28 protein-coding genes, 4 tRNA genes and 1 other RNA gene are annotated in these 26,410 nt (G+C 74.7%); 16 read left to right on the top strand and 17 right to left on the bottom strand.

Translation table 11 applies throughout. From position 1 onward, the window contains the following. Positions 1-7: 7 nt before the first annotated feature. From ACFFKU_RS14260 to ACFFKU_RS14230, 7 genes are all read right to left on the bottom strand, one after another. Positions 8-382 carry a TadE family type IV pilus minor pilin gene (locus ACFFKU_RS14260; RefSeq protein WP_380138933.1) on the bottom strand — a complete coding sequence of 125 codons (375 nt, stop codon included), beginning with the start codon at positions 380-382 and terminating at the stop codon, positions 8-10. A gap of 4 nt (positions 383-386) precedes the next feature. Continuing rightward, on the bottom strand, positions 387-650 hold the full coding sequence (locus ACFFKU_RS14255) for a DUF4244 domain-containing protein (protein WP_380138931.1): 264 nt from the start codon (positions 648-650) through the stop codon (positions 387-389). Between the two features lie 147 nt (positions 651-797). Further along, positions 798-1,466, bottom strand: a complete 669-nt coding sequence (locus tag ACFFKU_RS14250) for a hypothetical protein (protein ID WP_380138929.1) — start codon at positions 1,464-1,466, stop codon at positions 798-800. Beyond that, positions 1,463-2,122 carry a hypothetical protein gene (locus tag ACFFKU_RS14245; RefSeq protein ID WP_380138928.1) on the bottom strand — a complete coding sequence of 220 codons (660 nt, stop codon included), beginning with the start codon at positions 2,120-2,122 and terminating at the stop codon, positions 1,463-1,465. The genes ACFFKU_RS14250 and ACFFKU_RS14245 overlap by 4 nt, the downstream gene beginning before the upstream one ends. Next, positions 2,116-3,324, bottom strand: a complete 1,209-nt coding sequence (locus ACFFKU_RS14240; RefSeq protein ID WP_380138927.1) for a TadA family conjugal transfer-associated ATPase — start codon at positions 3,322-3,324, stop codon at positions 2,116-2,118. Before ACFFKU_RS14240 ends, ACFFKU_RS14245 begins: the two co-directional genes overlap by 7 nt. Continuing rightward, a complete protein-coding gene (gene ssd / locus ACFFKU_RS14235) occupies positions 3,321-4,397 on the bottom strand; it encodes a septum site-determining protein Ssd (RefSeq protein WP_380138925.1) in 1,077 nt (358 codons plus the stop codon). Before ssd ends, ACFFKU_RS14240 begins: the two co-directional genes overlap by 4 nt. A gap of 537 nt (positions 4,398-4,934) precedes the next feature. Then, positions 4,935-6,965 carry a penicillin-binding transpeptidase domain-containing protein gene (locus ACFFKU_RS14230; RefSeq protein ID WP_380138923.1) on the bottom strand — a complete coding sequence of 677 codons (2,031 nt, stop codon included), beginning with the start codon at positions 6,963-6,965 and terminating at the stop codon, positions 4,935-4,937. A gap of 179 nt (positions 6,966-7,144) precedes the next feature. Here ACFFKU_RS14230 and ACFFKU_RS14225 point away from each other — a divergent pair. The 5 genes from ACFFKU_RS14225 (at position 7,145) to ACFFKU_RS14205 (ending at position 11,150) form a co-directional block, all read left to right on the top strand. Beyond that, positions 7,145-7,238 (top strand) — tRNA-Ser (locus ACFFKU_RS14225). A 166-nt stretch (positions 7,239-7,404) separates the two neighbouring features. After that, positions 7,405-7,477: transfer RNA gene (locus tag ACFFKU_RS14220), tRNA-Arg, on the top strand. A gap of 137 nt (positions 7,478-7,614) precedes the next feature. Next, positions 7,615-8,058 (top strand): Fur family transcriptional regulator, encoded by a 444-nt coding sequence (locus ACFFKU_RS14215; RefSeq protein ID WP_380138921.1) that lies wholly within the window; start codon positions 7,615-7,617, stop codon positions 8,056-8,058. Between the two features lie 35 nt (positions 8,059-8,093). Further along, a complete protein-coding gene (gene katG / locus ACFFKU_RS14210; RefSeq protein WP_380138920.1) occupies positions 8,094-10,334 on the top strand; it encodes a catalase/peroxidase HPI in 2,241 nt (746 codons plus the stop codon). 267 nt (positions 10,335-10,601) lie between these two features. Then, positions 10,602-11,150, top strand: a complete 549-nt coding sequence (locus ACFFKU_RS14205) for an Lsr2 family DNA-binding protein (protein ID WP_380138919.1) — start codon at positions 10,602-10,604, stop codon at positions 11,148-11,150. 92 nt (positions 11,151-11,242) lie between these two features. Here the strand turns inward: ACFFKU_RS14205 and ACFFKU_RS14200 are convergent, their stop codons facing one another. The 3 genes from ACFFKU_RS14200 to upp all read right to left on the bottom strand — a co-directional run bounded on the left by ACFFKU_RS14200 (position 11,243) and on the right by upp (position 13,053). After that, positions 11,243-12,067 carry a PH domain-containing protein gene (locus tag ACFFKU_RS14200; RefSeq protein ID WP_380138917.1) on the bottom strand — a complete coding sequence of 275 codons (825 nt, stop codon included), beginning with the start codon at positions 12,065-12,067 and terminating at the stop codon, positions 11,243-11,245. A 4-nt stretch (positions 12,068-12,071) separates the two neighbouring features. Next, positions 12,072-12,236 carry a hypothetical protein gene (locus tag ACFFKU_RS14195; RefSeq protein WP_380138915.1) on the bottom strand — a complete coding sequence of 55 codons (165 nt, stop codon included), beginning with the start codon at positions 12,234-12,236 and terminating at the stop codon, positions 12,072-12,074. A gap of 181 nt (positions 12,237-12,417) precedes the next feature. Then, a complete protein-coding gene (gene upp / locus ACFFKU_RS14190) occupies positions 12,418-13,053 on the bottom strand; it encodes a uracil phosphoribosyltransferase (RefSeq protein ID WP_380138913.1) in 636 nt (211 codons plus the stop codon). 95 nt (positions 13,054-13,148) lie between these two features. Between upp and ACFFKU_RS14185 the strand changes: the two genes are divergently transcribed. The 3 genes from ACFFKU_RS14185 to ACFFKU_RS14175 all read left to right on the top strand — a co-directional run bounded on the left by ACFFKU_RS14185 (position 13,149) and on the right by ACFFKU_RS14175 (position 14,341). Next, positions 13,149-13,724 carry a tRNA adenosine deaminase-associated protein gene (locus ACFFKU_RS14185; RefSeq protein ID WP_380138911.1) on the top strand — a complete coding sequence of 192 codons (576 nt, stop codon included), beginning with the start codon at positions 13,149-13,151 and terminating at the stop codon, positions 13,722-13,724. Positions 13,725-13,759: 35 nt separating this feature from the next. After that, the gene (locus tag ACFFKU_RS14180; protein WP_380138909.1) at positions 13,760-14,212 is read left to right on the top strand and encodes a nucleoside deaminase; all 453 of its coding nucleotides are present in this window, start codon (positions 13,760-13,762) and stop codon (positions 14,210-14,212) included. A 42-nt stretch (positions 14,213-14,254) separates the two neighbouring features. Then, a tRNA-Ser gene (locus ACFFKU_RS14175) sits at positions 14,255-14,341 on the top strand. A 57-nt stretch (positions 14,342-14,398) separates the two neighbouring features. On the opposite strand, the gene ACFFKU_RS14170 is transcribed toward ACFFKU_RS14175, so the two are convergent. Next, positions 14,399-15,031, bottom strand: a complete 633-nt coding sequence (locus ACFFKU_RS14170) for a TetR/AcrR family transcriptional regulator (RefSeq protein ID WP_380138907.1) — start codon at positions 15,029-15,031, stop codon at positions 14,399-14,401. 90 nt (positions 15,032-15,121) lie between these two features. Between ACFFKU_RS14170 and ACFFKU_RS14165 the strand changes: the two genes are divergently transcribed. After that, a complete protein-coding gene (locus tag ACFFKU_RS14165; protein ID WP_380138905.1) occupies positions 15,122-15,682 on the top strand; it encodes an ester cyclase in 561 nt (186 codons plus the stop codon). 20 nt (positions 15,683-15,702) lie between these two features. On the opposite strand, the gene ACFFKU_RS14160 is transcribed toward ACFFKU_RS14165, so the two are convergent. From ACFFKU_RS14160 to ACFFKU_RS14150, 3 genes are all read right to left on the bottom strand, one after another. Then, on the bottom strand, positions 15,703-16,350 hold the full coding sequence (locus ACFFKU_RS14160; RefSeq protein WP_380138903.1) for a LytR C-terminal domain-containing protein: 648 nt from the start codon (positions 16,348-16,350) through the stop codon (positions 15,703-15,705). A 73-nt stretch (positions 16,351-16,423) separates the two neighbouring features. Next, the gene (locus tag ACFFKU_RS14155; protein ID WP_380138901.1) at positions 16,424-16,720 is read right to left on the bottom strand and encodes a type II toxin-antitoxin system VapB family antitoxin; all 297 of its coding nucleotides are present in this window, start codon (positions 16,718-16,720) and stop codon (positions 16,424-16,426) included. 55 nt (positions 16,721-16,775) lie between these two features. Beyond that, positions 16,776-16,860, bottom strand: a tRNA-Ser gene (locus ACFFKU_RS14150). A 113-nt stretch (positions 16,861-16,973) separates the two neighbouring features. Between ACFFKU_RS14150 and ffs the strand changes: the two genes are divergently transcribed. The 4 genes from ffs (at position 16,974) to ACFFKU_RS14130 (ending at position 20,786) form a co-directional block, all read left to right on the top strand. Continuing rightward, positions 16,974-17,070, top strand: an RNA gene (ffs, locus tag ACFFKU_RS14145) — signal recognition particle sRNA small type. Between the two features lie 73 nt (positions 17,071-17,143). After that, positions 17,144-19,525 carry a DNA polymerase III subunit gamma and tau gene (locus tag ACFFKU_RS14140; protein ID WP_380138899.1) on the top strand — a complete coding sequence of 794 codons (2,382 nt, stop codon included), beginning with the start codon at positions 17,144-17,146 and terminating at the stop codon, positions 19,523-19,525. A 54-nt stretch (positions 19,526-19,579) separates the two neighbouring features. Then, complete coding sequence (gene recR, locus ACFFKU_RS14135; protein WP_380138897.1) at positions 19,580-20,179, top strand: recombination mediator RecR; 600 nt, start codon at positions 19,580-19,582, stop codon at positions 20,177-20,179. Beyond that, positions 20,172-20,786: a DUF5063 domain-containing protein gene (locus ACFFKU_RS14130; RefSeq protein WP_380138895.1), complete on the top strand. Its 615-nt coding sequence runs from the start codon at positions 20,172-20,174 to the stop codon at positions 20,784-20,786. The genes recR and ACFFKU_RS14130 overlap by 8 nt, the downstream gene beginning before the upstream one ends. Positions 20,787-20,818: 32 nt before the next feature. Here ACFFKU_RS14130 and ACFFKU_RS14125 read toward each other — a convergent pair whose 3' ends face one another. Continuing rightward, entirely contained in the window at positions 20,819-22,009 is a 1,191-nt protein-coding gene (locus ACFFKU_RS14125; protein ID WP_380138894.1) for a Gfo/Idh/MocA family protein, read from the bottom strand. A 100-nt stretch (positions 22,010-22,109) separates the two neighbouring features. Between ACFFKU_RS14125 and ACFFKU_RS14120 the strand changes: the two genes are divergently transcribed. The 3 genes from ACFFKU_RS14120 to ACFFKU_RS14110 all read left to right on the top strand — a co-directional run bounded on the left by ACFFKU_RS14120 (position 22,110) and on the right by ACFFKU_RS14110 (position 25,027). Further along, the gene (locus ACFFKU_RS14120) at positions 22,110-23,402 is read left to right on the top strand and encodes an aspartate kinase (protein WP_380138892.1); all 1,293 of its coding nucleotides are present in this window, start codon (positions 22,110-22,112) and stop codon (positions 23,400-23,402) included. Beyond that, positions 23,399-24,472, top strand: a complete 1,074-nt coding sequence (locus ACFFKU_RS14115; protein WP_380138890.1) for an aspartate-semialdehyde dehydrogenase — start codon at positions 23,399-23,401, stop codon at positions 24,470-24,472. Before ACFFKU_RS14120 ends, ACFFKU_RS14115 begins: the two co-directional genes overlap by 4 nt. A gap of 117 nt (positions 24,473-24,589) precedes the next feature. After that, positions 24,590-25,027, top strand: coding sequence for a VOC family protein (locus ACFFKU_RS14110; protein ID WP_380138887.1), 438 nt, complete (start codon positions 24,590-24,592; stop codon positions 25,025-25,027). A gap of 12 nt (positions 25,028-25,039) precedes the next feature. Here ACFFKU_RS14110 and ACFFKU_RS14105 read toward each other — a convergent pair whose 3' ends face one another. Both ACFFKU_RS14105 and ACFFKU_RS14100 read right to left on the bottom strand, forming a co-directional pair. Then, a complete protein-coding gene (locus ACFFKU_RS14105) occupies positions 25,040-25,906 on the bottom strand; it encodes a formate/nitrite transporter family protein (protein WP_380138885.1) in 867 nt (288 codons plus the stop codon). Positions 25,907-25,945: 39 nt separating this feature from the next. Further along, the gene (locus tag ACFFKU_RS14100) at positions 25,946-26,371 is read right to left on the bottom strand and encodes a TM2 domain-containing protein (RefSeq protein WP_380138883.1); all 426 of its coding nucleotides are present in this window, start codon (positions 26,369-26,371) and stop codon (positions 25,946-25,948) included. Positions 26,372-26,410 lie beyond the last annotated feature (39 nt).

Here is a 26,410-nt window from a genome sequence, read left to right as displayed (position 1 = left end):
CCCCTGCTCACGACCCCTCCCCCGTGAGTTCCACCGCGGCCACCGCCCGCGCCGACACCGGCACCTGCACACCCCACCCGAGCGGCGCCACCCGCTCACCGACCTCGACCACCACGGTGCGTCCGCGACCCCCGCCGGCCGGGCCGGTGATGCGGGTCCGGCCGGTGGGCGCGACCGCGGCCACGGTCGCCCGGACGACCGACGGGGCCTCCCCCCGGGCGGCCGCGCGCGCCCCCGCCGCCGCGGCGTCGATGCAGCGCACCTGGGCGCCGCCGACCCGGGCGACCCCGAGGACCAGGGCCACGAGGAGCACCACGACCGGCAGCGCCACCGCGAACTCGACGACCACGGCCCCCTCGTCGCGCGGGCGTCGTCCGGGCACCGCCTCAGCCCAGCGTCAACGCGCTGCGCACGATGCCGGTCAGCAGACCGCGCACCTCGCCGCTGGTGAGCAGCGCGGCCAGCAGGCCGGCGAAGCCGGCGGCGGCCAGCAGGACCATCGCGTACTCCGCCGTGGCCATCCCCGCGTCCCCCGCGCCCCCCGTCGGCCTCACCGCGAGCTCCCGGCCCGCCGGTTCCCCGGGCCGCGAGCCCGCCTCGCTCTCCCGGATGGTCCGCCTGCCGGTCCGCCTGATCGCTCGCACGGTCATCTCCCTCTCCTCAGCCTCAGCCACGTCGACCCGCTCGGGCCGATCTCGATCCTGCTCGTCCCAGCACCCTCGGATCGGCTGCCGCCCAACGGTTGTGGACGACGCCGAGACGACCCGTCGCCTGTGGACGACGCCCCCGTCCGCACCTCACCGCAGGCCCTCCCAGGTGCCGACGGCCAAGTCGAGGACCACGGGCACGACGGCGAGCAGGAGGAAGGCGGGCAACGAGCACAGCCCCAGCGGGACCACGAGCAGGGCGCCCGCGCGCCCGGCGCCCTCCTCCGCGGCCCGGCGCCGCGACCGCCGGGCGCGCGCGGCCTCGGCCCGGAGCAGGTCGGCCGGGGCCAGACCGGTCGTCGCGGACAGCTCCAGCACCTCCGCGAGCGCCGCCCAGCGGGGTCCCGCGTCGCGCCAGGTGGACGGGTCGGCGCCGAGCGCCACCCGGGCCCCCGCCCGCTCCAGCTCCAGCAGCCCCCCGGTGCCCAGCCCCGCAGTGCCCGTCCCGTCCCCGGCCGGCGCCGCGACCTGCCGGACCGCCCGGACGGCCTCGGCCACCGCCGTCGTCACGGGCAGACCCGCGCCGAGGCCCGTGGCGACGAGGTCCAGCAGCAACGGGACGTCGGCCGGCGTCTCGACCGGGACTCCTCGCCCACCGCGGCGGCGGACGCGGAGGGGCCCGACTCCCCGGCCCCCGCTCCCCCGGCCCCCGTCCCCCCGGTGCGCGCTCCCGCGGTCCCCGTCCCGCTCGGTCCCGAGCAGCAGCACCGCCGAACCGAGCAGCACGGCCACCGCGGCGGCCAGCGCCACGGTGCTCACCCGGCGACCCGGCGCTGCGCAGCCCCGACGATCCGCCCGGCCCACCACCGGCCGAGCAGCAGCAGCCCCGTCCCGAGCAGGGCCGACCCGCGCCCCCACGGGGTGGTGAGCAGCGCCTCCCAGGGCGGGGCGCCCAGCAGCCACCCGAGCAGCAACCCCGCCACGGGCAGCCACCCGACGATGCGGGCGCTGGTCCGAGCGCCCGACGTGGCCACCGCGACGGTGGCGCGGGCGTCCTCGGCCTCGGCGAGCGCCGTGGCGCAGGCGAGCAGCGCGGGGACGGGCGCGGCCCCGCTGCGCTCCACCACGAGCCGGACCGCGCGCAGCTCGGGGGCGAGCGAGCCCGGTGGTCCGGCCCTGCCCCACGCGGTCTCGACGGAGGCACCGGCCCGCAGCAGCGCCGCGACGCGTTCGGCCCCGGCCGCGACGGAGGGCCGGGGCCCGGTCCCGGGCCCTCCCCACCTCCCGCGGGCCCGCTGCAGCCACCCCGGCACCCCCGCCGTCGCGCGCCTCGTCGCTCCCGACGCCAGCCCCGACGTCCTGCCCGACGCCACCCGGGGGAGGCGCCCCGGCCGCACGAGGACGGCGGCCCCGAGCCCGGTCCCCACCAGGACCGCACCGAGCAGCTCGGCCGGCGACCCGGGGTCGCTCAGCACGGGTCCGACCCGTCGTCCCCGGACAGCGCGTCCAACCGCTCCCACCCCGGCCCCGGACGGGACCGGCCGTCCGCGTCGAGCTCGACGGCGGTCCGCACCTCGACGCCGCCGGCGGCCGTGGCCGCCACCACGGCGATCGCCACCAACCTGCGTCCCGATGGCCGCCGGGCCACGTGCAGCACGACGTCGACCCCCGCCAGCAGCTGCAGGTCCACGGCCTGCGGGGTCATCCCGGCGGCCGAGGCCAGCGCGTGCAGGCGGGCCACGACGTCGGCCGCGGTGTTGGCGTGCACCGTGCCGGCCCCCGCGTGCCCGGTGTTCATGGCCGCCAGCAGGTCGCGGACCTCCGCACCCCGGCACTCGCCGACCACCAACCGGTCGGGCCGCATCCGGAGCGCCTGCCGGACGAGCTGGTCGAGCGTGACCGCCCCGTGGCCCTCGACGTTGCCGTGCCGGGCCTGCAGCCGCACGACGTGCGGGTGGTCGGGGTCGAGCTCGGCGGAGTCCTCGACCAGGACGATGCGCTCACCGCGCCCCACCTCGCCCAGCAACGCCTGCAGCAACGTGGTCTTGCCCGCTCCGGTCCCACCGCTCACGAGGAGCGAGCGCCCCGCGCGCAGGAGCCCGGTGAGCACCGGGACCCAGTCCGGGGCGACCGTCCCGGCCCTGACCAGGTCGACCAGGGCGAGCCGACGGCGGGCCGGGACCCGCAGGCTCAGGTGCGTCCCCGCCCGGGCGAGCGGGGGCAGCACGGCGTGCAGGCGGGTCCCGTCGGGCAGCCGGGCGTCGACCCAGGGACTGGCCTCGTCCAGGCGTCGCCCGGCCCCGGCCGCCAACCGGGTCGCGAGGGCCCGGACCGTGGCCTCGGACCCGAGGGCCGTCTCGATCCCGGCCTCGGCCCGCCGCAGGCCCGCGCCGTCGTCCACCCACACCTCACCCGGGCCGTTCACCAGCACGTCGGTCACCCCCGCCCGACGCAGGAGGGGTGCCAACGGACCGGCGCCGACCAGCTCGGCCTGCAACGCGCTCACCAGCTCGTGACGGTCGGCCACGCCCAGCACGACCCCCTCGGCGCCGGCCGCCTCCGCCACCGCGGCCGCCGAGGCGGACGGGACGAGCTCCGGACCGGCGGCCTCCACGAGCCGTCGGCGGACCCGGTCCAGCAGCCCCGCGGGCACGGCCGGGGACGTCGGGACGCTCACCGCGGGCCGGGGACGGACAGCCAGCGCCGGGCGAACAGCCGCAGCGGGCTGCGCCGCCCGGGGGGCAGGCCCTCCCCCCGCTCCAACCGGGCGTCGAGGTCGCGCTCGGAGCGCAGGACCCCGACCAGGGGGAGACCGACCGCGTCGGCGATCTCCTCGGCCGCCGGGGCGTCAACGCCGACGAGGCGGACCACCGCGCCGACCCGGCAGTCCGGGCGCAACCGTTCGCGGACCCGGTCGATCGACCCGCAACCGGCGGCGGCCGCGCGGACCGAGGTGGGCAGGATCAGGAGGAGGTCGTCCAGCTCGGGCAGGACGACGGCCGTCTCCCCGTCGTCCGCCCCCACCGGATCCGGACGGGGCAGGTCCACGACCACCAGCTCGTGCCCGCGGCGGGCGGCCTCCAGGACCGAGCGCAGCGTCTCCGGCGCCGGCCCACCGCGGCCGTCGCGCCCCTGGGCCAGCACCCCGAGGTCCGGGCCCATCCGCAGGACCCCGCGCAGCACGTCGCCGCTCAGCCGCCCCTCGACCCCGAGCAGGTCCGACCACCGCAGCCCGGGCAGCTCGTCCCCGCCCAGGAGCAGGTCGACCCCGCCCGAGCACGGGTCGGCGTCGACGAGCAGGGTCGCGATCCCGTCCTCGGCGGCCGTCGTGGCCAGCGCGGCGGCCAGCACGCTCGCCCCGGCACCGCCGCGGCCACCGAGGACCCCGACGACACGCGCGCCCGCACCGGGAGCGACCCCCGGAGCCGGGCCGGGCCCGCCCCCCTCGACGGCGTCGAGCAGCCGGTCCAGCAACCAGCTCCGGGCGGCGGGGAGCTCCAGCGCGGGGACGTCCAGGTCGGCGGCGGCGACCCACCACTCCCGGGCGGCCGGTTCGAGGCCGACCAGGACGACCTCCTCGCCGGCCTCCCGCAGCCCGGCGACCCGGGCGGGGTCGGCGTGCTCGTCGACCAGCCGCAGCCCGGCCCCGCCCGACGGCCGCTCCGCCGACGACCGGCGGACCGGGCACCCCGCCGCCGCGGCCAGGTCGAGGATCTCGCGGGCGAGCTCGGCGTCCGCGGTCTCGAGCACCACCTCCCGGGTCGCGGGCCCGTCGGCCGACGGCCTCGCACCCGGTGGACGCGGTGCGGCGGCGCGCTGGGGCGGGCGGTCCGGCACAGGGATCGGTCGACGGGTCACGGCTCGGGTCATCAGGTCCTCCTCGGCTGGGGAGGGACACCGTGGCCCGTCACCGGTGCTCGGCGGGGCGTCGAGGCCGCGGCTGTGGACGACCCGCGACGAGGAGGCGCCCTGTGGACGGAGGAGGGACCCCAGCGGTGCTCCCGGGAACGTCACGGGAGCCACCGACCGGTGGACGAAGGACGGCCCCCGCTGGGGGGGAGCGGGGGCCGTCGGCGGTCCGGCTCGGGGGGGATGAGCCGGGTCCGCATGTAGCCCTCAGGGCGTACTCGGTCATCTTCACCCCACGGACGCCTCCGTGGCAATTCTTCCGGGCAAGTCCGCCTCAAAAACTTTTCCGAGAGCGCGATTGAGCCCCCCGAAGGGGGGACCTGACCGGACGCGCGGTGCCGGTTGCGTTGTCGCAGAGGCGGGTCGGACCCGCCCGGCTCATCCCTGCGCCGCGGCGACCCGGGTGAGCAGGTCCCGGGCGACGGGAGCGGCCACCGAGCCACCGCTGACCCCGTCCTCGACGAGGACGGCGAAGGCGAGCGAACCCCGCCAGCCGATGGTCCAGGCGTGGGTGGGCGGCGGCGAGCCGGTGCCGTACTCCGCGGTCCCGGTCTTGGCCCGCACCTCGGCCCCGGGGACGTCGCGCAGGACGGTCGCGGTCCCGTCGAGGACCACCTCGCGCATGAGGTCGGCGACGATCGAGCAGTCCTCGGCCGAGGGTTCCTCCGCCGTCCCCGCCACCGGCTCGGGCGCGGGGTCCAGGACGATGCGCGGGGTGCGGCGGGCCCGGGCGGCGACGGAGGCGGCGACCGTGGCCATCGCCAGGGGCGAGGCCAGGGTGCGGCCCTGCCCGAAGCTGGCCGCGGCGCGGTCGACCTCGGAGGTGGTCTCGGGGACGTCACCGCTGAAGGCGTCGACCCCCGTCGCCCACGGCACGCCCAGCCCCAGGGTGGCCGCGGTCGCGCGTAGGCTCGTCGGGTCCAGGCGGGGCGCCAGCGAGGCGAAGGCCGTGTTGCACGACTGCGCGAAGTCCGTGGTGAACGGGACGTCACCGAGCACCTCGCCCTCGAAGTTGCGGAAGGAACGCCCCGACACCGTCAGGGTCGCCGGGCAGCTCACCGTGGAGGCGGGGTCGAAGCCACCGGCGAGCAGGGCCAGGGTGGTGACGACCTTGAACGTGGACCCCGGCGCGTAGCGGCCGGTGAGGGCCCGGTCCCCGCCGTCGGCGGGTCCGTTGGCGACCGCGCGGACCGACCCGTCGGCGGTGTCGAGCACCACGAGCGCGCAGGGGTTCGCGACACCGGCCAGGGCCTCGTCGGCGGCCTGCTGGACGACCGGGTCGAGGCTGAGCTGCACCGTCTGCCCGGGCACCGGGTCGATGCGGAGGAGCTCCACGGGCGTGCGCTCCCCGGCCGCGCTCTCCGGGGGACCGTCGTCGCCGGCCTGCCCCGGGGCCGCCTGCACGACGATCCCCACCCGTCCGGCCAGGCGGGCGTCGTAGCCGGCCTGCACCCCGGACAGACCGGCCTGGTCCCCGGCGACGTAGCGCCCGTCGGAGGCCTCCACCACGTCGGCGGTGACCTCGCCGACGCTGCCCAGCAGGGCCCGGGCGAAGGCCCGCGTCGGGGCCAGCGGGAGCGTCCCGGCTCGGAAGACGGCTCCGGGGACCGCCTGCAGCGCGGCTCGGTCGGCGTCGTAGTCGCTGCGGCGCAGCGTGATGACGGCGACGAAGGCGTCCGGCCGGGCCTGCGTGATGCGCTGCCGGAGGGCGTCGCCGTCCACGTCGAGCAGACCGGCGAGGGCGGCGGCGGTCGCGGCCGCGTCGGTGGTGCGCGAGGGCTGCACCCCGACCGCGACGACGTCGCGCTCGGCGACGATGCTGCCCCCCGCCGCGTCGAGGATGTCGGCGCGGGCCGGCTGCTCCCGCTGCACCCGCAGCACCGCATCGCCCTCCGGGGTCGGCGCGAGCGCCGGGTGGACGACGGCCGGCGACCAGGCGACGACCGTCCGGTCCTCGTCCCGGCGCAGCGCGACGGTGGTCCGGTAGGCGAAGCGGCTGCCGTCGGACGCACCGAGCCGACCGAGATCGAACGCGACGTCGAGCTCGGCGTCGGCGCCCGCGTCGGTCTCGGTCACCGCGACGACCGAGACGGTGGGGCGCAGCCCGGCGAGCCCCCCGGCCAGCCGCGCGTACTCGGCCTCCAGGTCGGCGGGGACGGGCGCAGCCCCGGCGACCACCCCCACCTCGGAGGCGATGGCCCCGAAGCGCCCCTCGCTCCAGGAGCGCGCGACCGCCTCGGCCGCCGACCGCGACGCGTCGGCGTCGTCACCGCGGGTGAGCAGGACGACGGCGGTCCCGGCCGCCACCGCGAGCCCGGCCCCACCGGCCACGAGCACGCGGCGGCTCGGGCCGCGCCGGCTCGGGGCAGGGGCCTCGTAGGGACCGGGGGTCGGCGCGTCGTCACTCATCGTGGGCATGCTCGCAGACCGCACGTCGCGCGAGACGGTCCCCGGCCGCGGCGGGCCGACCCCGCACCCGACGTGCACCCGCCCCCCACCCACCCTCCCCACCCGGACCCGCAGCGGGCCGTCGGGGCGCCTCCGCACGGTGACGCGACCGACCGGTGACGACTGCTAACCTCGCTCACGGAGGTGTCGCCTAGTCCGGTCTATGGCGCCCGCCTGCTAAGCGGGTTGGGGGCTACAACCCCCTCGCGGGTTCAAATCCCGCCACCTCCGCCACGAGGCCCCGTCCCTGCGACGGGGCCTCTTGCGTTCCCCTCCCGGTCAGGAGCAGGTCGCGGCGGACCGGCCCGACCCGGGCGAAGTGCCTCTGCCGCAATCGATTGGTGTCCGGCTGCAGGGCCCGCTACAGTGGACTCCGGCCGCTGCGCACCGCGCAGCGCCTGCGCCCGTAGCTCAACGGATAGAGCATCTGACTACGGATCAGAAGGTTAGGGGTTCGAATCCCTTCGGGCGCACTCGTTGAGACAGCGACGCAGAAGGCCCCCGCTCAGCCGCAAGGTGGAGCGGGGGCCTTCTGCGTTCCCGCCGTCCGCCGTCCGGGGTCCTCGCCCTCGTTCTTGACCTATTCAAGAACAGTTGCCACGATGACCGCGTGCGGGAGAACGAAGATCACGAACGCGCGTTGCGCGCCGCGGGACTTCGGGTGACGCAGCCTCGGCTGGCGGTGCTCGACGCCGTCCACCAGCACCCGCACGCGACCACCGAGGCGCTGATCGGCGCCGCCCGCACCCGCCGGGAGAACCTGTCCCACCAGGCGGTCTACGACGTCCTCCGGGTTCTCACGGACAGCGGTCTGGTGCGCCGCATCCAACCGCAGGGCACCGTCGCCCGGTACGAGGCCCGTGTCGGCGACAACCACCACCACCGGGTGTGCCGCACGTGCGGCGAGATCGCCGACGTCGACTGCAGCACCGGGGCGGCGCCCTGCCTCACCCCCCACCTCGACGGCGAGGGTTTCCTCGTCGACGAGGCCGAGGTCACCTACTGGGGCCTTTGCCGGTCCTGCGCGGAGTCCTCGGACGCACCCACGTCGTGACCAGTTCCACCAGCCCGTCAGCAGAGAGGCACATCGTGAGCGAGCTCGACCAGGCCGGCCCGGCCGAAGAGACGACCAAGGCCCACAGCCAGAGCACCAGCGAGAGCGAGAACCCGGCGATCCCCGGGCCGACCGCCTCGACCGAGGACCGTCCCCGCACGGTGCAGGACTGGTGGCCCAACCAGATCGACCTGTCCGTCCTGAACAAGCCCTCCGCCGACTCCGACCCGCTGGGTGACTTCGACTACGCGGCCGAGTTCGCGAAGCTCGACGTCGAGGCGGTCAAGCGCGACCTCGTCGAGGTCATGCACACCTCCCAGGAGTGGTGGCCCGCCGACTGGGGTCACTACGGCCCCCTGTTCATCCGGATGTCGTGGCACGCGGCCGGCACCTACCGCATGGCCGACGGCCGCGGCGGCGGTGGCGCGGGCGGTCAGCGTTTCGCCCCGCTGAACAGCTGGCCGGACAACGCCAACCTCGACAAGGCCCGCCGCCTCCTGCTGCCGATCAAGCAGAAGTACGGCCGGAAGATCTCCTGGGCCGACCTGCTCGTGCTCGCCGGCAACGTCGCCCACGACGACATGGGTCTCAAGACCTTCGGTTTCGGCTTCGGTCGCGCCGACAACTGGCAGCCCGAAGAGGTGTTCTGGGGTCCCGAGGACACCTGGCTGGGTGACGAGCGGTACGCGAACGACGAGCCGCTCGACCTCGACGAGGGTGACCTGGCCGCCGTCACCATGGGCCTGATCTACGTGAACCCCGAGGGCCCCCAGGGCAAGCCCGACCCGCTCGGTTCCGCCCACGACATCCGGGTGACCTTCGGGCGCATGGGCATGAACGACGAGGAGACCGTGGCGCTCGTCGCCGGCGGGCACACCTTCGGCAAGACCCACGGCGCGGGCAACCCCGAGCTGGTCGGCCCCGAGCCCGAGGGCTGCCCGGTGCACGGCAACGGCCTGGGGTGGAAGAACCAGCACGGCACCGGCAAGGGTGCGGACACCATCACCAGCGGTCTCGAGGGCGCCTGGACCCCCACGCCCACGACGTGGGACAACACCTACTTCGAGATGCTGTTCAGCTACGAGTGGGAACTGACCACCAGCCCGGCCGGCGCCAAGCAGTGGAAGCCGAAGAACCCCGAGGCGCAGGAGCTCGTCCCCGACGCCCACATCGAGGGCAAGAAGAACGCCCCGATGATGGCGACCAGCGACCTGGCCCTGCTGGCCGACCCGGTCTACCACGAGATCTCGCGCCGCTTCTACGAGGACCACCAGCTGTTCGCGGACACCTACGCGCGCGCCTGGTTCAAGCTCCTGCACCGCGACATGGGTCCGCGCAGCCGTTACCTCGGCCCGGACGTCCCCGCCGAGGAACTGATCTGGCAGGACCCGACCCCCGCGGTCGACCACGCGCTCGTCGACGCCGAGCAGGTCGCCGACCTGAAGAAGCGTCTGCTCGACTCGGGCCTGAGCGTCTCGCAGCTGGTCCACACCGCATGGTCGGCGGCGGCGTCCTACCGCCACACCGACAAGCGGGGCGGGGCCAACGGCGCCCGCCTGCGCCTCGACCCGCAGCTCGGGTGGGCGGTGAACGCCGGCGTGGCCGACGTGCTGCCCGTGCTCGAACGGGTCAAGGCGGAGTTCGAGTCCGCCACGGGCGCCCAGGTGTCGCTGGCCGACCTCATCGTCCTCGGCGGGACCGCGGCCGTGGAGAAGGCGGCGGCCGACGCCGGCGCCCCGGTCGAGGTGCGGTTCACGCCGGGCCGCACCGACGCCTCGCAGGAGCAGACCGACGTCGACAACTTCCGGTGGCTGGAGCCGCGGGCCGACGGTTTCCGCAACTGGGTCTCCCCCCGCACCAAGCTCCACCCCGAGACCCTGCTCCTCGACCGCGCCTCCAACCTGCACCTCACCGCCAAGGAGATGACCGTCCTCGTCGGTGGTCTGCGGGTGCTGGGCGCCAACACCGGCGGCACCCGGCACGGCGTGTTCACCGAGAACGTCGGTGTGCTGAGCCAGGACTTCTTCCGCACGCTGCTCGACCTGGGCGTGCAGTGGCGTTCCGCGACCGAGGCCGCGGGCGTTTACGAGGGCCTGGACGCCGAGGGCGAGGTCGTGCGGACGGCCACGGCCGTGGACCTCGTCTTCAACTCCAACTCGATCCTGCGCGGGATCGTGGAGGTCTACTCCGCCGACGACGCCCACGAGCTGTTCGTGCGCGACTTCGCCGCGGCCTGGCAGAAGGTCATGGAGCTGGACCGCTTCGACCTCGTCTGAGCCGACCCTCCAACCGGGCCCCGACCGCGATCGCGCGGTCGGGGCCCCGTCGCGTCGGGACGGTTCCTCCTCCGGCGGGAGCCGCACCGCCCCCGGATTCCCGGGGAGGGATTCGGTGAAGCGTTACCGACGAGGCCGTGTGCGCGGCCCGGCCGAGTTCTGCGACCACTTCTGGTATTAGCGGCTCGGTGCGCCGTGGGGCACTTCCCTGTGGTTTCATGATGGTCAGCAATTCACCCTCGCCTTCACTTCCCCAGGGAGAACAACATGGCCAGCCACGATGTCGCACTGAAGGTGGCCTCGGAACTGCCCGTCGGCGCCGTCGACCTCGAGATCCCCGTCAAGCGCAACGGTCGCAAGATCGGCGTGTTCACCGTGAACTCGAACGGGGTGACCTGGAACCCCTCCACCGCCAAGGCCGCGACCTCGGTGTCGTGGGAGGACCTGCCCGCCGCGCTCGCGGGTTCGGCCCCGGCCGCCGCCCCGGCCGCCCCCGCCGCGGCCCCGGCCAAGAAGGCCGCCACCGCCAAGAAGGCGACCCCCGCCACCCCGGCCAAGACCGCCAAGAAGGCGACCAAGGCCGCCCCCGCCGCCGAGCCGGCCGCGGAAACCGCCACCGAGACCGCCGCCCCGGCCAAGAAGACCTCGGCGAAGAAGGCGACCCCGGCCAAGAAGACCACCGCGAAGAAGGCGGCCGCCCCCGCCGCGGTCGACGCCCGCGCCGTGCGTGCGTGGGCCGCCGAGAACGGTGTCGCGGTCGCGCCGCGCGGCCCGATCTCCCAGGGCATCATCGACCAGTTCCTCGCCGCGAACTGAGTCCGTCGACGCGTCGAAGGGCGGTACCCCTCCGGGGGTACCGCCCTTCGTCGTTCCGGTCCGCACCCGTCGTCGTTGCGGGACAACGGTTCTCAGCCCCGTGAATCATCCCGTCGCCGCGCCGCCCGGCGCAGGGTCAGCCGCGAACGCAGCCCGTGGGGCCGGCGCGCGGGCGGGTGGTCGATCCGTTCGTGCATGACCTCGTCGGCCCGCAGGGGTTCGGGGACCAGCTTGAGCTCGTGCATCTCGTGGTCGTTGCCGACCGAGTCGATGAGGATCGTGCCGTAGTCCAGCAGGCGCCCGAGCACGGGTCGGCGCAACTTGCGCTGGCTGATCTTGGACTTGGGCACGGAGACCGCGCGCTGGTTCAGGACCCCGTAGACGCGCAGCAGGCGTTCGTCGGTCACGATCAACCAGTCCCGCGACCAGACCAGGAAACACCAGGCCGCCCGCACCAGGGCGACCGCGAAGCCGAGGAACGGGACGGTCGCGGACCCGGCGTCGACCGCCACCGCCCACCAGATGCTCAGGACCAGGAAGGCGACGGCCGTCCCGAACGGTTCCAGCAGCTGGATCTCGTGCCGGCGCTCGGTCCAGAGGACCTTCTCGCCCTCGGCGATGTACCCGTGCCGGATGTAGTCCGGCAGGCGACGGGCGGGGATCTCCCGGGGGGCCCGGGCGGGCCGACGACGACGCGCGAGCGGGGGGGTCTCCCGGGTGACCGGGCCCGTCCGCGACGGGCGGGCCGGAGCCGGGGGCCGGACCGGCAACCCGATGCCGCGACGGGTCGAGGCGCGGGGCCGGTCCGCGGCCTTGGGCTGCACGGCCGAGCGGGTGACGCGCACGGACGTCCCCGGGACCTGGACCTGGTCCTCCCCCCGCAGGAAGGCGACCAGGCGGCTCAGTCCCGAGGCCACGTCGTCAGCTCCGCAGGATGCCGTCGAAGAAGTTGGCGATGCTCTCGACCACCGTGCGGATCGCCGTCCCGACGCTGCGCACGAAATCCGCGGCCTGGTCGGGGGCGCGGTAGATGGCGTACACCGCGAAGACGATCAGCACCCACCACAGGACCTTGCGCCACTTCATCCCGAGTCCTCCCTCCTCAACCGCTCGCCACGAACTCCCGGTCTCCGGGCCACCTCGGCCCGGGACACCCGGTCGATCCTCGTCCCGGCGGGGCCGGGGCGGTTCCGGGCATGGTCGGGGTCAGCATGCCGGAACCTGCTCGCGAGGAGGCGCGACGCGCGGGGAGGAGGACCCGCAAATGTCAGACGACGCCGTACAGGCGGTCGCCCGCATCCCCGAGCCCGGGGACGATGTACCCGTGCTCGTCGAGGCGTTCGTCCAGCGCGGCGGTGACGATGGTCACGTCAACCCTCTCCTCGAACGCCGCGCGGACCACCTCGATGCCCTCGGGAGCGGCCAGCAGGCAGATCGCGGTGACGTCGACCGCCCCCCGTTCCAGCAGGTAGGTGATGCTCGCGACGAGCGTGCCTCCGGTGGCCAGCATCGGGTCGAGCAGGAAGCACTGCCGACCCGAGAGGTCGTCCGGCAACCGGGTCGCGTACGTGGTCGCCTGCAGCGTCTCCTCGTCGCGGATCATGCCCAGGAACCCGACCTCGGCGGTCGGCATGAGCCGCACCATCCCGTCGAGCATCCCCAGCCCGGCCCGCAGGATCGGCACCACCAGCGGTTTGGGGGCGCTCAGCTTGACGCCGACGGCCGGGGCGACCGGGGTCGTCACCGGGGCCTCCTCCACCCGCACCTGGCGGGTCGCCTCGTAGGCCAGGAGCGTCACGAGTTCGTCGGCGAGCCGACGGAAGGTGGGCGAATCGGTCGTGACGTCCCGCAGGACGGTGAGTTTGTGGGCGAGGAGGGGGTGGTCGACGACCTGCAGACGCATACCGGAAATGTATCGATAACCGGGCCGGGGACCCAGACCGAGCACGGGCACCCGCGCACTGGCGGGCGCGGGCGGGGGTGCGCCACGATGGGTGCGTGCCGTACTTCACCGCCGTGCTGACCGCCGAGGACGATCGGTGGAGCGCCGTCGACGTCGACCTCACGCCGGGTCCGCCCGAGGAGGTCGGGGACCTCCTGCGCAACGCGGTCGAGGACGAGGCCGAGGTTCTCGCGGTGCTCGAACGGGAGGACGAGTGGTTCGCCGTGCTCCGCGCCGACCGGGAGGGCGAGGTCCGCGTCTTCGTCTCCGACGCCATCGCCGCGACCGGCTCCCGCTACGCCGACCTGTTCGCCGAACTCCCCCCGCCCGAGGGGGCCCGCCGTACCGCGGCCGCGGGAACCGCCACGGGTGACGCGGCGGCGGACCCCGACGCCGGGGACGACGTGAGCGACACCGACACCGGGGCCCGAGCGGCCGACGACGCGGAGGAGACCCCGGCGGCGGTCGTCGCCGCCGACCTGTGGGCCGGGGACGCGGACCTGCTGGCCGACCTGGGGGTCAGCGCCGAGGACCTCGTCCGGATCGCCGGCGAGGCGGGCGACCCGGCCGTCGCCACCACCGAGATCGCCGAGCACCTCGGCGCGGGCGACGTCCTGGAGTCGTTGCGCTGAGCGGTCTGGTCCACGACCCGGCGTGGTCGGACTGGATGGGACGGGCGCTGGGCGAGGCCACCGCGTGCGCAGGGAGCGGCGACGTGCCCGTGGGGGCCGTGGTCCTCGGCCCCGACGGGGAACTCCTCGGCGCGGGGCGCAACCAGCGGGAGGCCGTGGGCGACCCGACCGCCCACGCCGAGGTCCTGGCCCTGCGCGCCGGCGCGGCCGCCCGCGGTGACGGCTGGCGCCTCGACGGCTGCACCCTCGTCGTGACCCTCGAACCCTGCACGATGTGCGCCGGGGCGATCGTGCTGTCCCGGGTCTCGCGCCTGGTCCTGGGCGCCTGGGACCCGGCCTTCGGGGCCGCGGGTTCGTTGCGCGACGTGGTGCGCGACCGGCGCGTGAACCACACGGTCGAGGTGGTCGGTGGCGTCCGCGAGGACGAGTGCCGCCGCCTGCTCGACGAGTTCTTCCGGACGCACCGGGCCGGGCGGCGGCGCGCCTGACCGGTGCGGGGCGGCGGCCGCCGGACGTGTATCGTTACCGACGGTGGCGTGTCCGAGCGGCCTAAGGAGCACGCCTCGAAAGCGTGTGAGGGGGCAACTCCTCCGTGGGTTCAAATCCCACCGCCACCGCGCTGAGTTCCCCCGACCCGGGTTCCGGGTCGGGGGTTCTTCGCTTCCGGAGCCCCCTCACGGCCCGCCCCGGACGAGGACCAGTGCGCCCAGGGCCTCCTCGACCCAGTCCCGGTAGCGCCTCCTCGACCACCCGCGGGTGTGCAGCAACTCGTGGACGGTCGGCGCGACGATGGTCCAGAGCACGTCGGCGGTCGCCTCGGGCGTCCGTCCCGGTCGTAACCAGCCGTGCTCGCCCCAGACCCGGACGACCTGCCGGACCCCGGCCAGGCGCTCGGCGTCGATCTGCTCGGCGAACTCCCGCAGCTGCGGGTCGGCGCCCCGCGAGGACAGCGCGACCCGTAGCAGGGGGCCGACCTCCTCGGCGATGTGGGCCGCGACGTCCGCGTACGCGCGCGCGGCCTCGGCCGCGGTCGAGGCCCGGCGCAGCGAGGCGAAGAGCGGGCGCTCGGCCATGACCACGGGGGCGTCGTCGCCGGCCAGCGTGCGGTCGTAGACGGCCTTGAGCAGCCCGGCCTTGCCGCCGAACGTCTTGTAGACGGTCTCGCGAGACACCCCGGCGTCCGCGGCCACCGAGCGGATGGTCGTGCCGGCCCACCCCCGGGCCAGCAACTGCTCCCGGGCGGCCTCGACCACCCGCGCCCGGGTCCGTCGGGCGGCGTCGGCCCGTCCCGAGTTGTCGTAGGCCACGCCACGCCACTCCCCACCCTTGTCACCCCGTCCGATACAGCCTACTGTCCTCAAATCGGGTACAGCGAACTGTCATGGATGGTGGGGACGATGACCGGCACCACGGCGGGAACCTCGACGACCGGCACGGCAGGAACTTCCACGGCGGGCACGGTGGTGCGGGCCGTCCACGCGATGGCGGGGGCGTCGGACGCGGAGTTCGCGGCGGTGTTCCACCCCGAGGCGGTCAACCACGAGGCGCTCGCTGAACCCGCCGCGTGCCGGGCCCGCGGCCCGGCCGGGTTCCGCGCCACGTCGGCGTGGTTGACGACGGCGTTCGCCGACCTCGCGTTCGAGGTGCAGGAGGTGGTCGAGCAGGGCGACGTCGTCGTCGTTCTCGCGCTCATGAGCGGTCGGCACACCGGCGACTTCGTGGTCCGCAACGACGACGGCGGGATCGAACGCGCCTTCGCCCCCACCGGTCGGCGGTTCTCGGTCGCGCAGTCCCACCATTTCCGGGTGCGCGACGGCCTGGTGGTCGAGCACCGCGCCGTGCGCGACGACCAGGGGATGGCCCGGCAGCTGGGCTGGGTCCCCCCGAGCCCCGCGTACCTGCTGCGCTGCGCCCTGGCCACGTCCCGAGCCCGCCGCCGTGGGGCCGCCGGAGGCTGATCCCCCGCCCCGCGCCGTTCTCAGCAGTTCGTCGCGGGAACCGCGAGGGCGTCCTCCGCGCGGAGCTGGGCGTACCCGTCACCGAGTTCGAGGACCACACCCGCCTCCGGACGCTCGGCGAGCTGCGCGCCCTCGATCCGGGCCGCGACCGCCTGCGCCGCAGCGATCTCCCCCGGTCCGTACTGCACGACCGCCGGGACGGGACCGGGGGCCACCGCCGCGTTGCCGACCCGCGTCACCGTGAAACCCCGCTGCCCGAACTCACCGGCGACCGCCGCCGCGAGACCGCGCCGATCGGTGCCGTTGAGCACCGTGAGACTCACCTCGGCCGGCGCCGGCAGCCGGACCGGGGCGCAGCTCGCCGGCGGGGCGGAGGGACCCGCGGACGGTTCCGGGGAATTCGGCCACCGGTCGGTGGCCACCAGGGCGGCGATCCCACCCGCGACGACGACCGCGAGGACCAGCACCGCGAAGACGATGCGCTGGCGCAGCAACCGGCGGCGCCGACGACGGGCCAGCCGGTCGGCGGAGTCGACCTCGTCGAAGTCCTCGGCGAGTCCCGGACCGTCACCGGCACCGGCACGGGCGTCCGTCCCGGTGGCGTCGTCGGAACCCTCGGGCGGGTCCTCGCCCGCGACCCCGCGCTCGCCGCGCCCCGGCTCCTGCATCCCGCCCCCCTCATGATCGACGACGACCGACCTCGGAACCCGTCCGTGGATCCGGGGCCAGAACCCGTCGTCCTCAGCCGGACAGTTCCAGGACCCGGGCGTGCAGGACCTGACGTTGGTGCAGCGCGGCCCGGACCGCGCGGTGCAACCCATCTTCGAGGTACAGCCGCCCCCGCCAGGCCACGACATGCGCGAACAGGTCGCCGTAGAAGGTGGAGTCCTCGGCCAGCAGCGCGGCCAGGTCGAGCGTGCGTCGCGTGGTGGTGAGATCGGCCAGTCGGACCTGCCGCGGCGGCACCGCCGACCAGCCCGCCGCCGACGTCCCGTGCTCGGGGTAGGGGCGTCCGTCACCGACCGCACTGAAGATCACGGGGGACAAGCATAGAGGCCCGGCCTCCCCTGACGGGGAGACCGGGCCTCGGGCGCGGAGGATAGGGGATTTGAACCCCTGAGGGCGTTAACCCAACACGCTTTCCAAGCGTGCGCCATAGGCCACTAGGCGAATCCTCCGTGGACGAGCCTACCAAGCCGGTGCGGGTGGTCGTGACGCAGCGCGTCCGGGGGGCGGGAGCCGCCCGGTCCCGGGCCGGTCGGGGACCCGCGGGACATGCCCTAAAGTGGGGGCAGACCCCTCGTGCGGCGTCATCCCGCTGAACCCCCCCAGGGCCGGAAGGCAGCAAGGGTAGGTGGGCTCTGGCGGGTGCACGGGGGGTCCCTCGCTCCCCCTCCCCGGTCCGAGCAGGGGTTCCACCGGCCGCGGTCCCGTGTCCGCCGGGAGCATTAACCTCGTCGCGTGACGACTGCCCTGTACCGCCGCTACCGGCCGGAGAGCTTCGCGGAGGTCATCGGCCAGGAGCACGTGACCGCGCCGTTGACCCAGGCGCTGGCCAAGGGGCGCGTCACCCACGCCTACCTCTTCTCCGGCCCGCGCGGGTGCGGCAAGACGACGAGCGCGCGCATCCTCGCCCGCTGCCTCAACTGCGAGCAGGGGCCCACGCCCACCCCGTGCGGCGTCTGCGACTCCTGCACCAGCCTGGCCCGCGGCGGCCCCGGCAGCATCGACGTCGTCGAGATCGACGCGGCCAGCCACGGGGGCGTGGACGACGCCCGCGACCTGCGCGAACGGGCCTCCTTCGCCCCGGCGCGCGACCGCTTCAAGGTCTACATCATCGACGAGGCCCACATGGTGAGCCCGCAGGGCTTCAACGCCCTGCTCAAGCTCGTCGAGGAACCCCCGCCGCACGTGAAGTTCGTCTTCGCGACCACCGAGCCGGACAAGGTCCTGACCACCATCCGCTCGCGCACCCACCACTACCCGTTCCGCCTCGTGCCGCCGGCCCAGCTGACCGAGCACCTCGCCGCGCTGGCCGAGCGCGAGGGCGTGGGCATCGGGCGCGGCGTCCTGCCGCTGGTCGTGCGGGCCGGCGGGGGGTCGGTGCGCGACTCCCTCTCCGTCCTCGACCAGCTCATCGCCGGGGCCGGGGACGAGGGGGTCACCTACGACCTGGCGGTGGCCCTGCTCGGCTACACCCACGCCAGCCTGCTCGACGACGTGGTGGAGGCGCTGGCCGCCGGGGACGGGGCCACGGTGTTCCGGGCCGTGGAACGGGTGGTGGACTCCGGGCAGGAGCCGCGCCGGTTCGCCGACGACCTCCTGCAGCGGCTCCGGGACCTGGTGATCGTCGCCGCCATCGGGGACGAGGCCGCCGACGCGCTCGCCCTGCCCGAGGACGCCCTGGACCGGTTGCGGGTGCAGGCCGCCCACCTCGGGGCGGCCGAGGTCTCCCGCGCCGCCGACGTGGTGGCCGCGGGCCTGGAGCAGATGACCGGGGCGACCTCGCCCCGCCTGCAGCTGGAACTGCTGTGCGCACGGCTGCTGCTGCCCGGTGCCGACGGGGATCGCGGCCTCGGTGCCCGGTTGGACCGGGTCGAACGGCGCCTGGCCGCCGGCGTCCCCGCCGCCCGGGCCGACGCCGGCCCCGCCGTGGCCCCCGCGCATCCGGTCGCCTCCGGGGACGCTCCCGTGCGCGCCTCCGCCCCCGCGCCGGTTCCCCCGCCCACCCCGGACGCCCCGGTCGCGCCCCGCTCGGACACCCCCGCCCAGCCCCCCGCCGAGCCGCCCGCCACCCCGGCTCTGGGCGAGGCGGGCGGACCCGCGCGCCGCGGTGGGTGGCCCGCCCCACGGCCCTCGGGGGGCGGCACCCCGCCCCCGGCCCGCCCGGCCCCCTCGCCGACCCCCTCGCCGGCCCCCACGTCGTCCCCGACCGGGGAGCCGGCCGACCCGGGTGCCGCCCCCGCCGCTGTCGCTGCCCCACCCCCGGCCACGGATGGGGGTGCCGACGAGACCGAGACGGTCCGTCGCCTCTGGACCGACGTGCTGGGGGCGCTCGGCGGCCTCAAGCGGGTCACCTGGTCGCTCATCGCCCAGCACGCGACCGTGCAGGACTGCCGGAACGGGGTGCTGACGCTGCACTTCGCGACCCCGCAGCTCGCCGCGACCTTCGGCAAGGGCAACCACGCGGGCTTCGTCGCGGAGGCCCTGCTGGAGGTCACCGGCATCCAGGCCAAGGTCGAGGGCCGCGCCGACGGCGGGGACGCCCCGGCCGCCGGCGGTCCCGCCCGGGGGCGCGGTCAGCGACCCTCGACCGCCTCGTGGGGGGCCCGACCGGCGGGTCCCCGGTCGGGCGGTCCCGCGGCCCCGGTCGGTCGCCCGACCCCGCCGTCGGGCGGCGCCCCGGGGACCGCGCGGAGCGAGGAGCCGGTCGTGCCCCCGGCGCAGCCCAGCGCGCCGCCGGTCCCGCGACGGACCGCGCCGGTCGTCGCCTCCCCCGCCTACGACGACCCCTACGGCGACGTGCCGCCGCCGGACGCGCCCATCGACGACCCGGACGAAGGCCCCGAACCGCCACCCCGCCGGGAGACCGGGGGTGGGAGCGACGCCACCCGCCCGGCCCCGACCGAGCCCGCCACCCCGACGAGAACGGCCCCGACGAGGTCCGCCCCGCGGTCCGCGGCGCGGGAGGAACGGGTGACTCCCCCCGTGCCCGCCCCGGCCGAGGACGAGGACGACACCCCCAGCCGTGACGACGCCGACGCCGACGAGTCCCAGCTCGTGGGCGCCGCGGTCGTCGAGCAGATCCTCGGTGGCAAGATCATCTCCAGCGACGAGCGCTGAGCGGGCTGGTGACCACGACGTCACACCCTGCGAGCCACGCCCTAGGCTGAGGCGGTGTACGAAGGTGTCGTCCAAGACCTCATCGACGAACTCGGGCGGTTGCCCGGCGTCGGTCCGAAGAGCGCGCAACGGATCGCCTTCCACCTCCTCGCGGCCGACCCGGCCGACGTGACCCGGCTTGCCCGCATCCTCACCGAGGTCAAGAGCAAGGTCCGCTTCTGCACGATCTGCGGCAACGTGGCCCAGGAGGAGCTCTGCCGCGTCTGCCGCGACCCGCGGCGCGACCCGACCGTCATCTGCGTGGTCGAGGAGTCCAAGGACGTCGTCGCCATCGAGAAGACCCGGGAGTTCCGCGGCCGCTACCACGTCCTCGGCGGGGCGATCAGCCCGATGGAGGGGGTCGGCCCGGACGACCTGCGGATGAAGGAGCTGCTCTCCCGGTTGTCCTCCGGCGAGGTGACCGAGACGATCATCGCGACGGACCCGAACCTGGAGGGCGAGGCGACCGCGACCTACCTGGCCCGGTTGCTGCGCCCGATGGGGCTCAAGGTCACCCGGCTCGCCTCCGGCCTGCCGGTGGGCGGGGACCTCGAGTACGCCGACGAGGTGACGCTCGGCCGAGCGTTCGCCGGAAGGAGATCCCTGGATGCCTGACCGCCCCGTCCACGAACCCGCCGGACCCACGGGCGCCGCCGACGCCGTGGTGCCCGACGAGCTGGCCGACCTGGCCGCGGTCACCGCCGCCGACGCGCGCGCCTACCTCGGGGTCGTCGCCGAGGTGGCCTCGGGGCAGCTCGACGAGACGGCGCTCTCGGTCCTGCTGCTGGCCACCAGCCAGGCGCTGATGGCCGGCGCCCGCCTGGGCGCGGTGGCCGACGTCGTTCCCGCGCAACGCTTCGAGCCCGACGCGGGGATCGACCCCGACGTGGACCCGCTGCGCCTCGGTCTGGCCAACGTCATGGAGGGCCTCGACGACTACGCCGACGTCGTCGACCCGCTCACCAACGCGACCCTGGCCCGCGGGGCCCTCTCCGACGACCTCGCCTCGGTCGCCGCCGACCTGGTGCACGGCCTGCGCCACCACGAGCGCGGCAACATCACCGAGGCGCTGTGGTGGTGGCAGTTCTCCTACCTCTCCAGCTGGGGCCTGCGGGCCACGGCCGCGCTGCGGGTCCTGCAGTCGCTGCTCGCCCACCTGCGCCTCGACGTCGACGCGGAGACCGCCGCCGACGCCGAGTTCGAGGCCCTGCACCAGGCCTGAGCACCCGCGCCGGGAACGGAGCCGGACCGGGGTCAGACGGGCGCGTCACCGTGGTCGGGGATCGCCAGCCGCTCGCCGCCGCGGCGCATCGACTCGTGCGCGACGATCCCCGGCAGGGTGAACCGGGCGGCGACCCAGGCGTTGACCGGCGGGAGCGTGCGGGTGGTCACGGCCCGCACGAAGTCGTCGACGAGGAAGTGGTGGGAGCCCTCGTGCCCGTTCGGGGCGCCCTCGAAGGACGCGGGGAGCCGGCTGCGGTCGTGCACCGGGGCGGATCCGGAGACGAAGGCCGCCCGCAGGGCCGGGGAGACGTCGGCCAGCGAGGGGTCGTCCTCGGCCAGGCTGGGCCGGGCCTCGAGCAGCTCGGTGACGTCGGTGACGTCGGACTTGTCCTGCCAGATGCTCGCGTTCACGGTCTGCTCGAAGCTCGCCTCGGTCCCGAAGAACCGGAACCGCGACTCCTTCAGGTGCGAGGGGTAGCCGACCCGGCGGAACTCGTTGGTCCGCATGGACCCGCCCCCGGCCAGCTCGAACAGCGCGGTCGCGTTCGAGACGTCGTTGTCGAACATGCTCACCGAGCGGTCGAAGACCCCGTCCCCGCGCCGGTCCGGGGTGCCGATGCAGCTCACGCTGGTGGCGTGGGTGGGCAGCGCCCCGAGGACGCCCCCGACCGCGTGGGTCGGGTAGAGCATGGGCGGGTAGCTGGCCGTCGCCCGCCAGTCGTCCCCGCCGGAGAAGCGGTAGGCGTCGTAGAAGCCGAGGTCCATGTCGTGGACGTAGTCACCCTCGGCGTAGAAGACCTGCCCGAGCTCGGCCAGCCGCTGCCGGACGTACACCGTGGCCGGGTTGTAGTAGCTCGTCTCGCCCATCATGTAGGTGAGTCCCGTCCGGGCGACCCGCTCCATGATCGCCGCGATCTCCTCGGCGGTGACGGCCATGGGGACGGCGGAGTAGACGTGCTTGCCGGCGTCGAGCGCCGCCGCGACGAGCGGGCCGTGGGTCCAGCGCTGGGTGAAGATCGCCACCGCGTCCACGTCGCTGGCCAGCACCGCCTCGACGTCGGGGAACGTCCCGGCCAGACCCTGCGCGTCCACGAGGGCCTGCGCCCGCTCCGGCAGCAGGTCGGTGACGTGGATGTCACCCACCCCGGGGTGGAGCGAGAACAGCTTGGAGAAGGAGCCCGCGAACTGGCCCGCGCCGACGATGCCGAGGGAGAACGTCATGGCTCCTTCCTACCGTCCGCTCCCGACACGGGCACCGGCAGCCGCCCGGTGATCCGGCGAGGGTCCGAGCACCCCCCGGGGCTCAGTAGACTCGCCCGTCGTGGCTCTCGTGGTGCAGAAGTACGGCGGTTCCTCCGTCGCGGATGCCGACGGCATCAAGCGCGTGGCGCGGCGGATCGCCGCGACCAAACGTGCCGGTCACGACGTGGCCGTCGTGGTCTCGGCGATGGGTGACACCACCGACGAGCTGATCGAGCTGGCCGAGCAGGTCTCGCCCATGCCTCCGGCGCGCGAGCTCGACATGCTGCTGACCTCCGGGGAGCGCATCTCGATGGCCGTGCTGGCCATGGCGATCTCCAACCTGGGGCTCGAGGCCCGCTCGTTCACCGGCAGCCAGGCCGGGGTCATCACCGACTCCGCCCACGGTCGCGCCCGCATCATCGACGTGACCCCGGGCCGGATCCGCACCGCGCTGGACGAGGGTGCCGTCGCGATCGTGGCCGGGTTCCAGGGCGTCAGCCAGGACACCAAGGACATCACCACCCTCGGCCGCGGCGGGTCCGACACCACGGCGGTGGCGCTGGCCGCCGCGCTCAAGGCCGACGTCTGCGAGATCTACACCGACGTCGACGGCGTGTTCACCGCCGACCCGCGCATCGTCCCGACCGCGCGCAAGATCAGCCGGATCGGCAGCGAGGACATGCTGGAGATGGCCGCCTGCGGCGCCAAGATCCTCATGCTGCGCTGCGTCGAGTACGCGCGGAACTACGACCTGCCCATCCACGTGCGGTCCTCCTTCAGCCCGCACGAGGGGACCTGGGTCACCGACAAGCCGATCCCCGCCAGCCTCAGCTCCGACAGAGGAGAGTCCCCCGTGGAACAGCCGATCATCTCCGGCGTCGCGCACGACCGCAGCGAGGCCAAGATCACCGTCGTCTCGGTGCCGAACAACCCGGGGACCGCGGCCAAGATCTTCCGCGCCGTGGCCGAGGCCGAGATCAACATCGACATGATCGTGCAGAACGACTCGGTCGGGGCCAGCGGCTCGGCCGACATCTCCTTCACGCTGCCCAAGACCGAGGCGCAGACCGCGGTGACGGCGCTGGAGAAGATCAAGGACGTCATCGGGTTCGAGCGCCTGGAGTTCGACGACCAGATCGGCAAGCTGTCGCTGGTCGGTGTCGGCATGCGGTCGCACCCCGGCGTCTCCGCCCTGTTCTTCGAGGCCCTGGGCGAGAAGAAGATCAACATGGAGATGATCTCCACCTCGGAGATCCGCATCTCGGTCGTGACCCGCGCCGACCAGCTCGACGACGCGGTCCGCGCGGTGCACACGGCGTTCGGGCTGGACGCCGAGGCCGAAGCAGTCGTCTACGGAGGAACCGGTCGATGAGCGAGAACCGCAAACCCACCCTGGCGGTCGTCGGCGCCACCGGCGCCGTCGGCTCGGTGATGCTGGGGATCCTCTCCGAGCGTGAGGACGTCTGGGGCGAGATCCGTCTCGTCGCCTCGGCCCGCAGCGCGGGCAAGGTGCTGCAGGTGCGCGGCGAGGACGTCGTCGTGCAGGCCCTCAGCCCCGAGGTCTTCGACGGGGTCGACGTCGCCATGTTCGACGTGCCCGACGAGGTCTCGGCCGAGTGGGCCCCGGTCGCCGTGTCCCGCGGGGCCGTGGCCGTCGACAACTCCGCGGCGTTCCGCTCCGACCCCGAGGTCCCGCTCGTGGTGCCCGAGGTGAACGGGGCCCAGGCCCGCGACCGCCCCAAGGGCATCATCGCCAACCCGAACTGCACGACGCTGACGATGATGGACGCCCTCGGCGCCCTGCACGACACCTGGCAGCTCACCGAACTGGTCGTGGCCTCCTACCAGGCCGCCTCCGGCGCCGGGCAGCCCGGTGTGGACCGGCTCTACGACGAGATCGAGGTCGTCGCGGGTCAGCGGGAACTCGGTCAGACCAGCGGCGACACCGCCGCCGCCATCGAGGGCAAGCTCGGCGCGGACTCGCCGTTCCCCGCCCACCTGGTCCTCAACGTCGTCCCCGTCGCCGGGTCGCTCAAGGACGGCGGGTGGACCAGCGAGGAGCTGAAGGTCCGCAACGAGTCCCGCAAGATCCTCGGGATCCCCGACCTCAAGGTCTCGGCCACCTGCGTCCGGGTCCCGGTGCAGACCACGCACTCCCTCGCGGTGCACGCCACGTTCGCGAAGGAGATCACCGTCGAGGAGGCCCGCGCGGCCCTCGAGGCCGCGCCCAGCGTCGAGGTCCGCGACGACGTCGCGAACGGGGTGTTCCCGACCCCGGCCGGCACGGTCGGCGGCGACCCGACGGTCGTCGGGCGGCTGCGCCAGGCCCTGGACTTCCCGAACACGCTGGACCTGTTCGTCTGCGGGGACAACCTGCGCAAGGGCGCGGCCCTGAACACCGCCCAGATCGCCGAGCTGGTGGCGCGCGAGTTCACCGCCTGAGCGCGGCTCGTCCCGGACGCCGGGTCCCCCCACGGGGGCCCGGCGTCCGTCGTCCCACCCCGGTCCGGACGGCGATCTCGCCGTGCGGAGAGCGCGCGACGGTCGGAAGCTGAACGCGTGACCACTTCGCCCACCCGCCCCGGCGGGATCCACCACGTCCGTCTCACCGTGACCGACATCGCCCGGTCCAAGGCCTTCTACACCGAGGTGTTCGGCCTCGAACCCGCCATCGACTTCAGCGCCGAGGCCGACCAGCCCGGGGTCCGCGAGGACCAGACGAAGTTCTACGGCGGTTGCGTGTTCGACCTGGACGGTCAGCTCCTGGGTCTGCGTCCCGTCGCGGCGGACGGGGACACGTTCGACTCGACCCGTGTCGGTCTCGACCACATCGGCCTGGCCGTGGGTTCCGTCGACGACCTCCGCGCCGCGGTGGAGCGGCTCGACGCCCTCGGGGTCGAGCACGGCGACGTCGAGGAGCTGTCCGACCACGGCATGGCGATCCTGTCGATCCAGGACCCCGACGACATCAACCTGGAACTCACCTCACCGCTCTGACCGCCTCCCGGGTCAGCCGGGGCCGCCCCCGCGGCGGGCCTCGGCGACCCGGTGCGGGACCCGCAGCAGGCGGATCGCGGTGACGAGGACGAGCCCGCCGAGCAGGTTCCCCAGTACCGCCCACCCGAGCAGCCCCACCCAGTCCCCGTAGCCGAACGGGGCGCCCACGTGCAGGGCGCAGAAGATCAGCAGCGAGTCCAGGACACTGTGCAGCAGCTGCCCGCCGGCCAGCAGCGCGCCCAGCAGGATCGCCGGGACGATCTTGACCCCCAGGCTCTCGGTCGCGTGCTGCATCCGGGTCATCAGGGTGATGACCGCACCGGCCAGGACGGCGAGGGCGAACGACTCGGCGCCGAACCCCAGGTCGACGAAATGCTGGGCCGACTCCACCGCCGTCGTGGCCAGGTCCGGCAGCGCCGTCATGATGATCCCGGTGATGACCCAGCCGGCCACGAGATTCATCACCAGCGTCACCACCCACAGCCGGAGGAGCTGGACCACCGTGCCCTGCCGGGCGACGACGGCCGTGACCGGGACGAGGAAGTTCTCGGTGAACAGCTCGCTGCGGGCCAGCAGCAGGGCCACGAACCCGACGGAGAAGGCCAGCCCGGCCAGGAGACCGTTGCCCGTCTCGTGCTTGACGACCAGGTAGGCCAGCAGACCCGTCCCGATGTCGATCCCGCCGAGCAACCCGACGCTGACCAGGGGCAGCAGGGGGCGCCGCAGCCGGTCCTCCCCCTCCTCCACCAACCGGTCGAACGCGTCCTCGACCTCCTCCTCGGGCTCGTCGGGGCGTTCGGCCGGGTCGGGGAGATCAGGATCGGGCTGCTCGGGATCAGGTTGCGCGGACGCGGAGGTCCCGGCGCGGGTTCGGCTCACCCCGCGACTGTGCGGCCCCGTCGACGGGCGCGCGAGTCGTCAGCCCGGCAGGCCGAGGCGCCGGTTGTGGTCGGCGCAGGCGGAGAACCCGGTGACGGCCGACACCGCGAACGCCGCGAGCCAGATCGGCACGGTGACGATCGCCCCGAGGCCGAGGGAGGACACGACGAGAATCCAGGCGAGGGGGGCGCAGACGAGCTGGGTGAGGATCAGGACCACCCCGAGCGCGGTCTGCCCCGCGTAGAGGTTCCCGGCGCCCAGCCAGAGGAACGAGAAGAGCACGGACAACCCGGGGTTCTTCGCCGGGACGACCACCATCGGCTGCTGCGGGTAGATCCCCACCTGCTGTCCGGGGACCGGCCGGTAGGCCTGCGGCTGGGGGGCAGGCCGCCCGTAGTCCGGGTGGTTCGCCCAGTAGTTCGGGTCCTGCTGCCCGCGGAACTGCTCCGCCCGGTCCTCGCTCATCGCGGCACCCCCTCCGTCGCGCCCATCGTGGCACGACGG

It is taken from the genome of Kineococcus gynurae (genome assembly GCF_042433995.1).
Lineage (GTDB): Bacteria > Actinomycetota > Actinomycetes > Actinomycetales > Kineococcaceae > Kineococcus > Kineococcus gynurae.
This window is presented reverse-complemented; position numbering and strand designations above follow the sequence as displayed.